Annotated in this window: 8 protein-coding genes; 1 reads left to right on the forward strand and 7 read right to left on the reverse strand. The window is 38.1% G+C overall.

Features of this window, described 5'->3' with window-relative positions; all coding sequences use genetic code 11:
• Positions 1–34 precede the first annotated feature (34 nt).
• On the reverse strand, positions 35–1,825 hold the full coding sequence (locus CPT03_RS10835) for a class I mannose-6-phosphate isomerase (RefSeq protein WP_099441079.1): 1,791 nt from the start codon (positions 1,823–1,825) through the stop codon (positions 35–37).
• 284 nt (positions 1,826–2,109) lie between these two features.
• Between CPT03_RS10835 and CPT03_RS10840 the strand changes: the two genes are divergently transcribed.
• On the forward strand, positions 2,110–2,844 hold the full coding sequence (locus CPT03_RS10840; RefSeq protein ID WP_099438875.1) for a GntR family transcriptional regulator: 735 nt from the start codon (positions 2,110–2,112) through the stop codon (positions 2,842–2,844).
• Here CPT03_RS10840 and CPT03_RS10845 read toward each other — a convergent pair.
• The 6 genes from CPT03_RS10845 to CPT03_RS10870 are packed head-to-tail and all read right to left on the reverse strand — an operon-like array spanning position 2,841 to position 13,976.
• A complete protein-coding gene (locus tag CPT03_RS10845) occupies positions 2,841–5,108 on the reverse strand; it encodes a GH92 family glycosyl hydrolase (protein ID WP_099438876.1) in 2,268 nt (755 codons plus the stop codon). The two genes, CPT03_RS10840 and CPT03_RS10845, sit on opposite strands and share 4 nt — an antisense overlap.
• 7 nt (positions 5,109–5,115) lie before the next feature.
• Positions 5,116–8,259: a GH92 family glycosyl hydrolase gene (locus tag CPT03_RS10850; protein WP_099438877.1), complete on the reverse strand. Its 3,144-nt coding sequence runs from the start codon at positions 8,257–8,259 to the stop codon at positions 5,116–5,118.
• Between the two features lie 2 nt (positions 8,260–8,261).
• A complete protein-coding gene (locus tag CPT03_RS10855; RefSeq protein ID WP_099438878.1) occupies positions 8,262–9,566 on the reverse strand; it encodes a hypothetical protein in 1,305 nt (434 codons plus the stop codon).
• Positions 9,567–9,616: 50 nt separating this feature from the next.
• Entirely contained in the window at positions 9,617–10,822 is a 1,206-nt protein-coding gene (locus CPT03_RS10860; RefSeq protein ID WP_172954165.1) for a DUF4998 domain-containing protein, read from the reverse strand.
• 38 nt (positions 10,823–10,860) lie between these two features.
• On the reverse strand, positions 10,861–12,030 hold the full coding sequence (locus tag CPT03_RS10865; protein ID WP_099438880.1) for a DUF5000 domain-containing lipoprotein: 1,170 nt from the start codon (positions 12,028–12,030) through the stop codon (positions 10,861–10,863).
• 38 nt (positions 12,031–12,068) lie between these two features.
• Positions 12,069–13,976 (reverse strand): RagB/SusD family nutrient uptake outer membrane protein, encoded by a 1,908-nt coding sequence (locus CPT03_RS10870; protein ID WP_099438881.1) that lies wholly within the window; start codon positions 13,974–13,976, stop codon positions 12,069–12,071.
• Between the last annotated feature and the right edge of the window lie 16 nt (positions 13,977–13,992).

Genomic DNA, 13,992 nt, shown 5'->3' on the forward strand with positions numbered 1-13,992 from the left:
TATAGTTGGTTAGGTGCTGAGTTTAAGATTAGGTTTATATTTCTATATCATGTTTAAGAAAGGCTTTAATTACTTTGGCCCTGCCTTGCCCATGGTTTATTAGTCTATATTTTTTGGTAGCTGCAGGAATAATAAATGTTTCGGCATAATGGAATGTATTGGTTTCATTTTCTTCAATTTCTACCGAAATAGAAGTCCCCTCTACAAGCATCAATACGTGGCATCTGTCTTCTGTTTCAATAACAAGTTCTGTATCGAACTCTATACGGTGAACATCGTAAAAATGTTCCTGATGCGTTGGCAAATGCAATATTTCCCAATCAGCCCCCCGATCAAACAATACCTGTTTAGCAATTAATTCTTTTGGTACCTGCTCTCCTTTTCTTTCGAATTTTAAATTATTGAAAGCGTGCTCTATGTTAATTGGCCTTGGTTGCCCATTAAGGTCCAGAGCTAACCAATCGTACATTTTAAAGGTAAAAATATATGGAGTTGCACTAATTTCGAGCACCATATTGTTTACCCCGGAACTGTGCACAGTACCATTAGGGATTAAAAATAATTCGTGCTTACGCGAAGGAAAACTGCGCACATATTTTTCAACTAAAATCTCTTGTTTTTTAAGCTGACTAGTTTCTAAGGCTTTTCTGAACTCCTGAGGCTCTATATCTTCCTGAAAACCCAGGTAAACTTTTGCTCCTGGTTCGCAATCTAAAATATAGTAGGTTTCATCCTGAGTAATGGTTTCACCAAATTTCTCTCTGATGTAAGATTTAGATGGATGACACTGGATGGACAGGTTACCTCCTTTAAAGGTATCCAAAAAATCGAACCTGATTGGGAAATAGCTGCCAAACTGATCAGCATGTTTTCCTAATATGGCTTTATATTCAATAGTCATTAAAAGATCAAATGAGATTTCGAGTAAATTCCCATCACTCTCTAACACAACACCGTTCTCTGGTGTAATTAACTCAAATGACCATGCATAATTAACTTCTTTAGTGTTCAGGCCATTAAGATGGTCTTTAATCCACTGTCCGCCCCACGATCCGCTTTCAAACCACGGCCTGGCACGCAAAACAGAATGGCTAAGTTTATTCAATCCTTCTGTAAGGTCGGCTTTAAACAACCAGTTAGGCCTGCCCACTCTTTGCCCATCGGCAACTATAGCAACTTTTTCAAGTATTTCTGTTCTATGCTGATTTAGTACTACCCAATCAACAAAATAGAACCGCTTGTACATTTTAAATGCCTTGTTGGGAGCAGTGCTTCCAAGATTACTAATTGATCCGGCCCGCATGCGGTATTGTATTTCATTTTTGGGAATATCAAAATACACAACCGGAGCATCCCAATTGAGTAAGCCGGCACCAATACCAATTACGATATTAATATCTGCCTGATCGTCTTTTTTTAGAGCTAAAAACTCATCCAGATTAAAGAAATCTTTTAAACCAAGTTCAGTTCTAAAACCCCACACATCTTCTTCACCACCCAAAAATGGCTTAACCATTTCTGTTACCTCATCCTCACTTTTAAAGTAGTCTGTTGTATGGTGCCATTTTACAGAAAAACCATTTTCTTCAAGCTTCTTTTGAACTTCCTGCTGAATGTCGTTAAAAAATATACCGCCATATCCGTCTATAAGTACATTTTTCTGTTCGATAATCCATGCCACCAATGTGCCAAAGCCATTGTGTATTTTACCTTTCCCTAATTTGTGATAAGGTATTGGGTTGTAATCATTCTTTTCTGTGGAGTTTTCATATATATGTTGCTGCAACAAAGGCTGCATACTATTTCTCCATTTTTCTTCGCTCATAGTTTTGCTAGTTTGTATTTTATCATTTCCTCTAGCCTCAGAAGCTTCAATCATATTTTCAATAACAATTTATTTATTAAGAATCAAAAGAATGTACGAACATAAAATATTATTAAAAACAACCTTAATACACCAAAAAAGGCAATTCACTATAAATAATCTTTTATGCAAGAATCAAACATGTACAAACATAATGATTTAATAATCCAATACAAATATATTTTCATAATATTGCAATTGAGAAATACATACATAAAGGCCAACTTTAAAAGCCGCATATTACTATGAAATTAACACTCAACCATAAAAGCCCGGTTCCTCTGCACATACAGGCAGAAGAGTTGTTACGTAAAATGATAGCCGATCCTCAATTTCAAAATGGCAAACTATTGCCAAATGAAATTGACCTTGCCAATCAGCTGGCTATTTCGCGCACTACGCTTCGTCAGGCATTAAATAAACTGGTTTATGAAGGATTATTAATTCGTAAAAAAGGTGTTGGCACCAAAGTAGCAGACGCCATGATTAGCTCTAAATCTGTAAACTGGCTAAGCTTTTCTCAAGAGATGAAAGCTAGAGGTATTCCTATCAGAAACTTTGAACTGCATGTAAGCTGGATTTATCCGGAAGAAACAGTTGCAAACTTTTTTAATATCAAAACTGATCAGAAGATTTTAAAGCTAGAACGTTTAAGAGGACGACCAGAAGGTCCATTTGTATACTTTGTTTCTTACTTTCATCCCCGCACAGGATTAACTGGCGAGGAAGATTTTAAAAGGCCCCTTTATGATATACTGGAAGCAGATTACAATATCATTTCTGAATTATCTAAGGAAGAGATCAGCGCAAAGGCTGCTGATAAATTCATTGCCTCTAAACTGGAAACAGAACCTGGCAGCCCTATACTATTCCGCAAACGGTATGTTTTTGATCAGGCAGATCGCCCGATTGAATACAATCTGGGTTACTATAAGGCCGACAGCTTTGTTTATACTGTAGAAAGCAGAAGGAGCTCTTAATTTGGCTTAGAAGCCATATTTAATTCAAGTAATCCTCCTTTAACTATATCTTTAAAACTAATGTAGTTCTCTTTTAACAGGACTCCATTAAGTTTTGCAGACTGGATATAAATATTCTGTACTGAATTGCTATGCGCTTTAATTACAAACTCTTTTCCCTGATAATAGCTGGAGTTTAGCTTGATCCTTATTTCATTAAATATGGGGCTGGTAAGGTCTATTCTTAAATCTGGCGATGTGCCACCATTCATTTCAAAAAGACCAATAGAGCTTGTAACAAACCAGGCTCCCATCTGTCCCTCATCCTCGTCGCCATTCCAGCCAACATACGGAGAATCATCGTAAAATGTGTTTAGCAATTTCCTGGTATAATATTGTGTAAGGCTGGGTTTACCGGCATAATTAAACAAGTAGGCAGCTTGCATGTTAACCTCGTTCCCGTGGTTAATGTAATATTCGGCAGACTGACCTTCAGTACGGTCCAGTGCATGGGCAGCAAATTTTGCAGGTTCAGATTTTTCAAATCCGGTTGTTATCCTTTTAAGGAAATCATCTTTATTAACCAGTTTTACTAAACCTGGGATATTATGGGGCACATATAAAGAGTATTGCCAGGAATTTCCTTCTACAAAATGCTTTACTGAAAAAAGATCAAAATCAGGATCGAAAGTACCATCTTGTTTTCTAGGTTTTACATATTTAGTAATTGGATCAAACACGTTTCTCCAGTTCTCTGACCGCTTCATAAAAAACTTGTAATCCTTTTCCTTTTTCAGAAACTTTGCCATTTGAGCTACACACCAATCATCGTAAGCATAATCTAGGGTTTTAGAGGCAGCACCTTTTTCTAAAGGAACATAACCAAATTTTGCATAGTCGCTTATTTTTGGATTGCCAGGATACCCACCACATAATCCTTCGGGCTCAACTTCTACATTCTTTTTCATGGCCTTAAAGGCAATATCAGCATCCTTTTTTACAATGCCCTTTAAGTAAGCACTTGTTATTAATGCCATTTCGTGTGACCCCTCCATAATTCCGGAGTACTCTATACCTGCAGGACCTTTTGATAGCCATCCGGTTTTTTCATACATCTCAAGCTGGGTATCTACCACTTCGCTAACTACATCAGGAGCAGTTAATGTCCACAACAAATTCAGGTTCCAGAATGTATTCCAATATGCATCTCCACCAATCATTGCTTTTCTTTTTCCTGATAGCTGCTGCTCATTTTCGCAGGCATCCATATACTTGCCATTATTATCGCTCATGATCATTTTACCGGTAAAACACCGGTAAAAATTAGTATAGAATTTTACTTGATCTGTTTCTGTTCCTCCGCTAACCTCTATTGTTTTTAAAATATTGTTCCAGATTGTCCTGTTTTCTTTAACCAGTTTATCAAAGTCCCAGTCAAATCCTGAAGATTCTGTTTCCAAATTATTCCTTGCCTGATCAGTGCTCACAAAAGAAATCCCTGTTCTGATGATTACCTGTTCCTCCTTTAATGTTGGAAAGGTTAGGTAAGCACCAACATCCTTACTTCCCTTTACCTCATTGTAATTACCAATTTCTTTGCCATTAACCCAGCCATGGAATTTTTGAAAAGGTTTGCTAAACTGCATAACAAAATGAAGTGTATAGTTATTAAAATTTGCGGAGGCCGACTTCGCGTAACCTTGTATTTCTGAGCTGCTTACTTTAGTGATTACAGCATCTGTAAGGTCATATCCATATTCAGCAGGGATGCTTAAACTTACCATCACCCTATTCGTGCTATCCTTTTGAAAAGTATATCGCTGGTAGCCAACCCTCTCAGTAGATGTAAGTTCGGCCTTTACCTTAGGATCTAAAAGAAATACTGAGTAATAGCCTGGCGATGCCTTTTCATCTTCGTGCCGGAAGCGGGAATGATAGCCTGCGCCCGCACCTTTAAAAGGATCATCTGGTAAGCCTGCACTTAGCGTTAAGTCGCCATTGGCAGGCATGGTTAGCAATCCGGCCATTGTCCATCCATGTAAATGGCTAAAACCATGTATGCTTCCTATTGAATATTCATAACCTCCTTGCCATACTCCGCGCTGGTTATCGGGACTTAATTTAACCATTCCATTTGGCCTGGTAACACCTGGAAAAAGCATCCATCTGGAATTAGAAGTTCCAATAAATGGATCCACATAATCAACAGGCTCTTTCTGTTGTGCATGTACCGATACAGAAAAAGTAAGTAGTATAACTAATGTTTTAAAAATTTGATACTTCATATAATAACTAAAGTCCCCAGCTTTTATTTGGTTGAGGCCCCATATTTAACACAAGCTTACCTCCCTTTAATAATTCACTTGCAGGAAATTTAAAAGACTGCAAAGTTTTACCATTAAGTGTTGCGCTTTGAACATATTTATTGGCTCTTGAAACATTTGGAGCTTCGATAATAAAGCTTTTACCACGGCCATACTGTTTGCCTAAATCTATGGTTACACTAGAAAAAAGCGGACTACCTATTTCATATACCGGATCTGTACTGCATCCTCCATCAGTTTGAAAAAGACCTAGCGAAACCATAATAAACCATGCACTCATTTGCCCCTGATCTTCATCGCCGAGGTAGGCATTTGCAAGTTCATAACCGTAATAACGATCTATTATTGACCGGCTCCATTGCTGTGTAAGCCATGGTTTCTTTACCCAGTTAAATAAAAAGGCAAAATGCATAGATTGCTGATTACCTTGAATAACGGGATAATCCCAATACTGATCGCCGGGGGCATTATAGCGCAGTTTATTACTTTCGCCAAAGCCCCACGACAAACGCTCTATAAATTTATCTTCGCCAATTTCTTTTGCCAGAGCTGGTACATCCTGAGGAACAAAATAAGTTAGTTGCCAGGCATTTCCTTCTACATAATGTTCATTAGCACCGGATTTGAAGGGATCGAAATCAGGGAACCAGCTACCATCTGATTTACGAAGACGTGCATACCCTGTTTCTTTATCTATCACATTTTTCCAATAATTGGAGCGGAGTGCAAACTCATTTGCTGCATCCTTTTTACCTAGCGCTTTTGCAAATTGAGAAACTGTCCAGTCATCATATGAATATTCCAGCGTATTTGAGAACCTTCCTTCATCATAAGGAACATATTTATGTTTTAAGTAAGTTACCAGATCTCTGTTACCAGCGAACCCAAGCCCTACTTTTTGAGCAGGTGTAGTTTGCATTTTATACACCGCATTAAAGGCCTTTTCTGAGTCGAAATCACGAATACCCATTTGATAGGCACCCACAATGAGTGGAATCTCGTGCTCAGCCACCATTACCGGGACATAATTCATTCCGGCTGGTCCTTTTGCCAGCCAGCCATTTGCATCGTACATCGCCAACTGAGATTTAACCCATTTAGACGACCACTCTGGCGTAACAAGATTCCAGAACTGATTTAGGTTCCAAAAGGTATTCCAAAATGCATCACAACCTAACGCCAATGCTTTAGGATCCTTTAACTGCTGAATTTTTTGTGTTGCATCAACCCAGCGCCCATCAGTATCACTCCAGGTATTTCGACTTGCAAGAGCACGGTACATGTTACTATAAAACCTTACTTTTTCACGTCTATCATTTGTATTAATAGTTAGCCTGTTCATTAACTTATTCCATACATCACGCTGCCCGTTTCGTACTTTATCAAAACTCCATCCATATGGTTTTGCAACTTCGTCCTCTAAATTCTTAGATGCATTCTCTAAACTTACCAGAGAGATTCCCGTACGTACCTGTACCACCTGATTAACTCTGGTATCAAACTCGACATAAGCACCTGCATCTTTAACTGAACCCGCATTTACAATATCTTTATCGCTGATATCGTCGTTAATCCAGCTTCCAAACTTCTTAATTGGCTGATCAAATTCAATAACAAAATGAATTTTATAATCCTGATTTACATCACCCGACCACGCGTTTGGAGTAAACTGCCTTGTTACACCTTCTAAACGGTAATTACTAACCTTGCGCAAAGTAACATCCTTTAATTGATATGCATATTCAGCCGGAATCTGCAAGTCAATCATTACTCTCGAATTTGCTGCTTTTGGATAAGTATAACGCTGAAATCCGCATCTGGTAGTTGCTGTTAGTTCTGCTTTAATATTATAATCAGTTAACATTACCTTGTAATAACCAAGAGGTGCTTCTTCAGTTGATTTATCGATCTGAGAACGGTAGCCATCTTCTTTTTTTCGTTGGTCGCCAACCTTAATTTTTAAAGGCCCGTTAACAGGCAACATCCCCAGTCCAGCCATAGTCCATTCATGAATGTGACTAAAAACGCCAACACTTTCAAACGTTGGATCATAACCGCCAGACCATCCTGCATTCTGATTATCAGGACTTAATTTAACCATGCTAAAAGGCATCCAGGGACCTGGTGCTATCATCCAGCGCGAATGTGCAGTCCCCATTTTGGTATCTACATAATCTACCGATGTAAATAACTTCTGCTTAGCTCGTTTAACAGTCCCGCGTTCCATTAGTACATTATCACTAAAAATCTCATAATTGCTTATTTTTTCTGACTTTACTGCAGGCATAGGCACTTCAAACTGATATCGGGCAGTATCCAAATGCTCTTTAAAAATTTGTTTTCCATCCAGCTTAACAGTAAGTACAGGTTGTCCTGACAGGTGTTGTGCATCTACCAATAAAGGTTGAAATCTTTTATCACCCTCCTCTATCTCATAATTTGCAGCCTTTACATTTCTTAAAAAAACACGATCAACAGAAGTTAGCTTTACGCTTTTTGGCCCTTCTAATTTAACTTGATCAAACACCATCCACGAACCATCAAGTGAGGTTAGCAGAATCTCATTTCCGCCTTTACGTATCGCCTCAGATTTAAGTGGAATTTCAATCTTATACTCTTTAGCTCCTTTCAACTCTCCATATACTACATCACTTGCTTCAGCTTTAGGCAATTGCCTGATAAAAGATTTTCCATTTACAGTAACCTTAAATAGTGGTGGTAAATTGCCTTGATAACCAACCAGATCTACTACAAATTTCCAATCGCCTTGTTTTGGAACATTTGCTAAACCAAAAAGTATGTTTGCATTGTTAGTTCTTAAACCAGATGTTCCACCGGTACCTCCCCAACCATCCTGGGCTCCGGGCAAAACATATGGCCAATCCTTTTCCGTACTGGAAACTCCTACCAGATAGAAACGGTCTTCCCATCCAAAATCATGATTCAAAAAATGTTTATATCCGGATGGTGCAAGTGCCATTCCGTCACTTTTATTATCGGCCTTCCCTATTTCCCAAATCACTTTCATTTGTGCATTGGCAACCGTTGTAATTATAAAACAAAGTACAACTGTTAAAGCAGTCCTAATTATTCTCAGTTTAATTACTTCCATATCTACCTATTAACTTTATGTTGCAACTCTGTAATGGCCGACCATAAAACTCCTGCCTCTCCTCTAAAACTAGATGATCCTTTTGGCTGGTTGTCAGGCGTATACCATTCATAAAATCCTTTATTCTTTAACACCCTTTGCAACATTGGCTTTATTGCTTCATTTGCCTCATCTAACAGGTCATATCGAATAAGTTGTGAAACCATTCTTCCGCCAAACCATGTCCAGTCTCCGCCATTTTGGTAAGAATATGGCCCCATACCAGCATTTTTGAAATAGCCTTGTGGATATACCGGATAAAGAGTTAGCCCAATTGTAGATGCGTTTGCTTTTTTAACATTATCCTGCATCTTTTGGTAGGCTGCTTTTACTTCTTTCTTGCTTAACAGACCTGCTTCAATTGCAATAGCCGTTCCGCCATGATAATAAATCTCTGATTCATTAAATGACGCAGGAAATGGAGAGCCATTTAAATAAATATGTGGGATAAATTTCTGCTGCTTATCGTCCCAAAGATATTTTCTGATATTTTTTTCAAAACTGCTTTTAACTCCCTTCCAATATTGCTGATCCTTTGTTGATAAGCTGGCCATATTTACAAAGTCATTAATGGCAATTACAAACATTGCATTATCATAAATATCAATTGTTCTGTGTGAATTTGAGTCTAATACTACACCCCAGTCATGTTCAGGCTGAACATCTCCCCAGTCGGCAGTTGTTGCGCCCCACAACAATCCATATTTCTTCTCAAAACGTTGTTTAAGCAAAAAATCCATCGCTTGCTCCAAACGCTTTTGCACAGTTACGCCATCAATGGTTTCAGTAAGTATGGTCTTATCACCTGTCCCCTTAATATATTTGGCAACTGCCTGAATTAACGAGGTTTCCTGATCTGTTTCTACAGTGTTTTTATGACCGGCATAATTTGGAGCAAGCTTGGAATGATAATAGTTATAGGGCACATTTCCATTTTTTACAGGAACATATCCGTCTAAAATACCTCCATCAGGTTGCTGAAACTGAAAAAATGTTATCAGGTGCTTTTTTATAATTGCCTTATCATTAACCTTACACGATAAATCAATGAATGTATTAAAATCGCGAATCCACACTTCTCCGTAACCATCGCCTGCAGTAAAGCCGCTTTCAATTAATTTTTCGGCCATTGTTTTTACTGAGTCTGCTATTATCTTAACAGACTGTGCTTTGCTAGTATTTTGTTTATTTGGCAACTGCTGGCTATAGGTGAACTGAGTGCTAATTAAACCGGCAAAGCATACTAGTGCTATTTTTTTTACATTCATTGAGTTGATTATTTGTGTGTAGTAATTAAAGTGTTCAATTTAGTTAGAAATTAATGTTCCTTAGTGTAAAAAGTAAATTCACCCAGAGCCTGAAAAGAACCATTACCCCAATTTGAAAGTACTTTAATACGTATAAAACGAGTTTTTGGAGTCCCGGCGGGCATAATAAACTCTTGCCCGGCTGCTGCTGCTGCAACGTCTTCGTCGGTATTTGTCCCAACCGGAGATCCTGAAGGCTTAATGCTTTCGCAAGTCCTTAGCAATGTCCAACTTGCCCAGCTTCCATCCGCAGGAGGGTTATTACTTCCCCAGATTTCAAATGACTTAACGGCCTCAAGGTTAAAAATCCTATCCTGAGGCATCCAGTATTTAAACCTGTTTATTCTGTTAGAAACTCCGGTATCAAAAGTAAATGATACGGGTAGTGGTTTACCTGGCTGAGTTGCGAAGCCATTACCTGTATAGGTATCATTCCATAATGAAGGCATTAACCAACCGAACCCTCCTTCGAGAACATCTGTTGGAAGAATTTTTTCTGAGAATCCCGATTTTGGCAATTGCCTTTCATATTCAGGAAGCTCTACAGTTGAATAGTCCTGAGTAAATGTATCAAACGCATTGCTATCCGGCAGAAAAACCGATCTCCAGGAGAGTAAACTCTTATCCATGTAATCAGCAATTTCTGTGCTCATTGCATCCCCTGATACCTTTTGTATTACTTCTACTCCCTTACTGTTTTTATATTTCAATTCTATTTCCTTTTCGCCCGTTAAAGGCGAAAACCAATTGATCAGCACGTTTCCGTTAGCGGCCTGGGTTAATGATTGAATATTACGGTTAGCTAAAGTGCTTGCATAATTTTCGCCATACACATTTCCTGAGCCATGCCTAACTACTGATATATTATTTTTACTGTTATAAGTATACACATCAAAATTATACACTCCTTCATTCAGGTTTTCAATAATCATATCAACAGTATCTGTTGCCTGTTTTCTTACCACATTTGCTTCTGCAGAATCGGCGCGATTATTCCAAAATACACGTATTTTGGCTATAGAAGGATCGCTGCTTAGGGCTAATCTTAATCGCACCCGCTGGTCTCCTGATTGAACAATCACAGAATCAATTCTGGCAGGGTAAGTAATTTCTCCACCAGCTGTATATTTTTTATAATCATCTTCTTTTGTACATGAAATAACAAACAAGCATGTGGTTGCAAGAAAAATACCGGTAAAATATTTTATAGTTTTCATAATTTCTTTAATCATTATTTATAGTTCTATTGCATCTATTATTCAGGTGCTCCCCACATATATATCTCATTAAAATTCACATACGTTCCATCAGACCAATTTCTTAAAGTTTTAAACCTGATATATCTCACTTTCGGTACATTCAATGGAAATGTAATTGTTTCTCCGGCAGCTGCAGCCTCATTGTCAGCATTAGAAAGCTGCCCGTTAGGTAATCCAGATGGTTTTATCTGTTCATGCGTAGCTATTAGTTCCCAATTATTGAAACTTCCATCCGGACTAGGGTTATTTGACCCCCATATTTCTACTTTTCTTGGATTATGGAGGTTAAAATAAAATCCCTGTCTCATAAACCAGGTCATTCTGCTCAATTTAACAGACACACCCATATCGTAAGTAAACCACTGCGGCATTTTTGCAGCATCCCCGGTGTGATAATACCCGCCATTTCCCAAATCACCATCAAACAAGTACGAAATGGCCCCGCTATAACCTAAAGGAGCATCGGTAGGTAAACTTACACCCTTCATTTTAGTTCGGTCTAGCTTCACTTCAAATAAGGGCTTAAGTGTGGTTATTAAAGTATCTGACATATTACCCCATCTGTCACGGATATAGATACCAAACTTTGTATCTACCGACTTTAAGTCCCTAACACTAAAGCTACTCTGCTTTAAATTTGTGTAATTTGTATTTATTGGAGTAAAGTTTCCGAGTGAATCGTTTGCCAGAACTACAATTGCAATATTGTTCTCTGTACTATTCTTAAAGGAAACGCTTATACCTCCAAAATCCGAAACAACTTTAACACTATCGCGAACTATCAAAAAAGGAGCCTTTTTAGGTTTTACAGTAACAGATAATGGTTGTGACACGTTCTCTCCCCTATCAACGGCATATAGTTTTACCTCATATGCGCTGGTATCACCAAAACCCTCAACAGTAAGGTTATTGTTGTAGTAACTTACCTTAGTTTCTCTTACAGCCCCTTGTTTGGATGTGTACAAGGCTTTCACATACAGCAAGTCCTGATCAGGTGGCAGCTTATAAGTTATTTTGGCTGCACCACTTAAATTTTCGACTACCGCATTAGTAATAGGCCCTGGAGCTACACCATCACTAACAAGTGTGGTTAGCTCGGTTTGTTTGCATCCGGGTGCGATAAAGAAAATTACACCTGCAAACAATATATATATTAATCTTTTCATCAGCTTTAACTCTATTTTAAATTGATCGTTTCAATTATTTACCATCCTAGATTTTGCACCAACTTGGGATTTGCGAGGAAATTATTTTCACTAATAGGCCAGAAGTAATCTCTTGGACTAACAAAAGATTGATTAAATAACAGCACTCTTCTATTATAATCTTCGTAGCTTGCCCTGATGATATCCCATCCGTATATTGGTTGATTAAGTACCTGAGATGCTTTTTTCCATCTTTTTAAATCCCAGAAACGACTACCTTCAAATGCCATTTCAATTAATCTTTCTTGTTGTATGATATCTCTGAGCCCATTCTTTGTAGTATATTTTGTAGGAGTTTTCGAAAAGTTAGTCCATGAACTTTCTACAGATTTCAAACCTGCTCTATCTCTAATAAGATTCATATAAGTTAATGCTGTAGCAGGATCATCTGTTTCATTTGCTGCTTCTGCATAAAGCATATAAAGATCACCCAGCCTCATTACTGGCCATGGATAAGACTCAACATTTACTGCAGTTTGTGTTTCTACCAAATTCCAGTTAACTAGTTTTTTTGTGTAGTAGCCTGTTACAGAGTAAAGTCGACTTTGTTTTTTACCAGTAGGCTGTTCCGATTTGCTTTGAATAAGATGCATACCATCCTGCATAAACCATTTTGAACCATCAAAGGCCATATCGGCATAAAAACGTGGTTCTCTGTCGAAATGTAAACCTACCGTCTGGTAATTTTCCTGAAGTGACTTATCGTTTGCCGTAGTCGATCTTAAATTAAACCTATTGGTATAGTCCCAGGTTTTATCCTCATTTATTGGTACTCCATTTTTTGTATAGAATAATTCAGCCATCTTCATTGTTGGAGCCAGTTGGCCTTTCAAACTCAGATTCACAAAATTTGACTGTAATTGAGGGCATGCATACAATTGCAATGGCGTTGTTGGTGCACCGTAAGCTGTATTACCCCAAATCAACTCACTATTCCATTTCTCACATACAGCATTTCTTATATTCATTTCAATTTTTGTATCCTCATCCACAGAAATTGCTCCCGGAACAAATCGATACAAACTAATACCAGCCGTATTCGCCGCGTCTATTGCCGCTTTACATGCAGCGGTTGCCTTAACCCACTTATTCTGATCGAAGGTAGGGTTAAACAAAGCTGAACCATCAGTATTCTTGAAATTACTAAAATCGCTGTTTCCATTAAATAAAGGGCTGGCTGCAGTAACCAATAATCGGGCTTTAATGGCAAGTGCTGCAGGTCTGGTTACTCTTCCTAACTCTGTCGCCAAACTTGTAATTTTATCAGGTAATCCAGTATTACCATCACCTGCAGCCTCGTCCAGTAATTTAGAAATATAGTTAACAACAGAATCAACCGGCTGGCGTGTCACTTTTACTTCATCTATTGAAGCAGTAATTGGTAAATTCTTGTCAATTATTGGTATAGGTCCATACATCCTGAATAAGTACCAATGGAAATATGCTTTCAGGAACTTAGCCTCAGCTATCCATCTGGTTTTCACATAAGGCTCAAGATCCACAGGTTTATCTATATTCTCTAGTAGAATGTTACAGTTTCTAATTCCCTGCCACATAGATTTGCTATCAAAGGAATCCCAATAATTCATTTTTGGTGAAACCTTATTTTGAAGCCCTCTCGCAATGCTGTATGGATCAAGCGACCAATAATCCTCGCCACTTATGGGCCAGTAGATCCAGAACTCATCACCGGTATTCATACCTGGATTAGTCTCAGGATGACCTTCCTGAGGCAAATTATTGTAAATGGTAAAGAGAAATTTCTCTGTCTCGTTTCTATTGGCAAATGCATTATCAATGGTTGCCACATTATCAGGCACTACATCAAGAAAACTTTTCTTACATGAGGGCATTACAACCGTTAAAGCTGCAACTGATAAAATAAGATATATCTTAAATATTTTCATATTAATTCCTTTTAAA

This window comes from Pedobacter ginsengisoli (assembly GCF_002736205.1).
Lineage (GTDB): Bacteria > Bacteroidota > Bacteroidia > Sphingobacteriales > Sphingobacteriaceae > Pedobacter > Pedobacter ginsengisoli_A.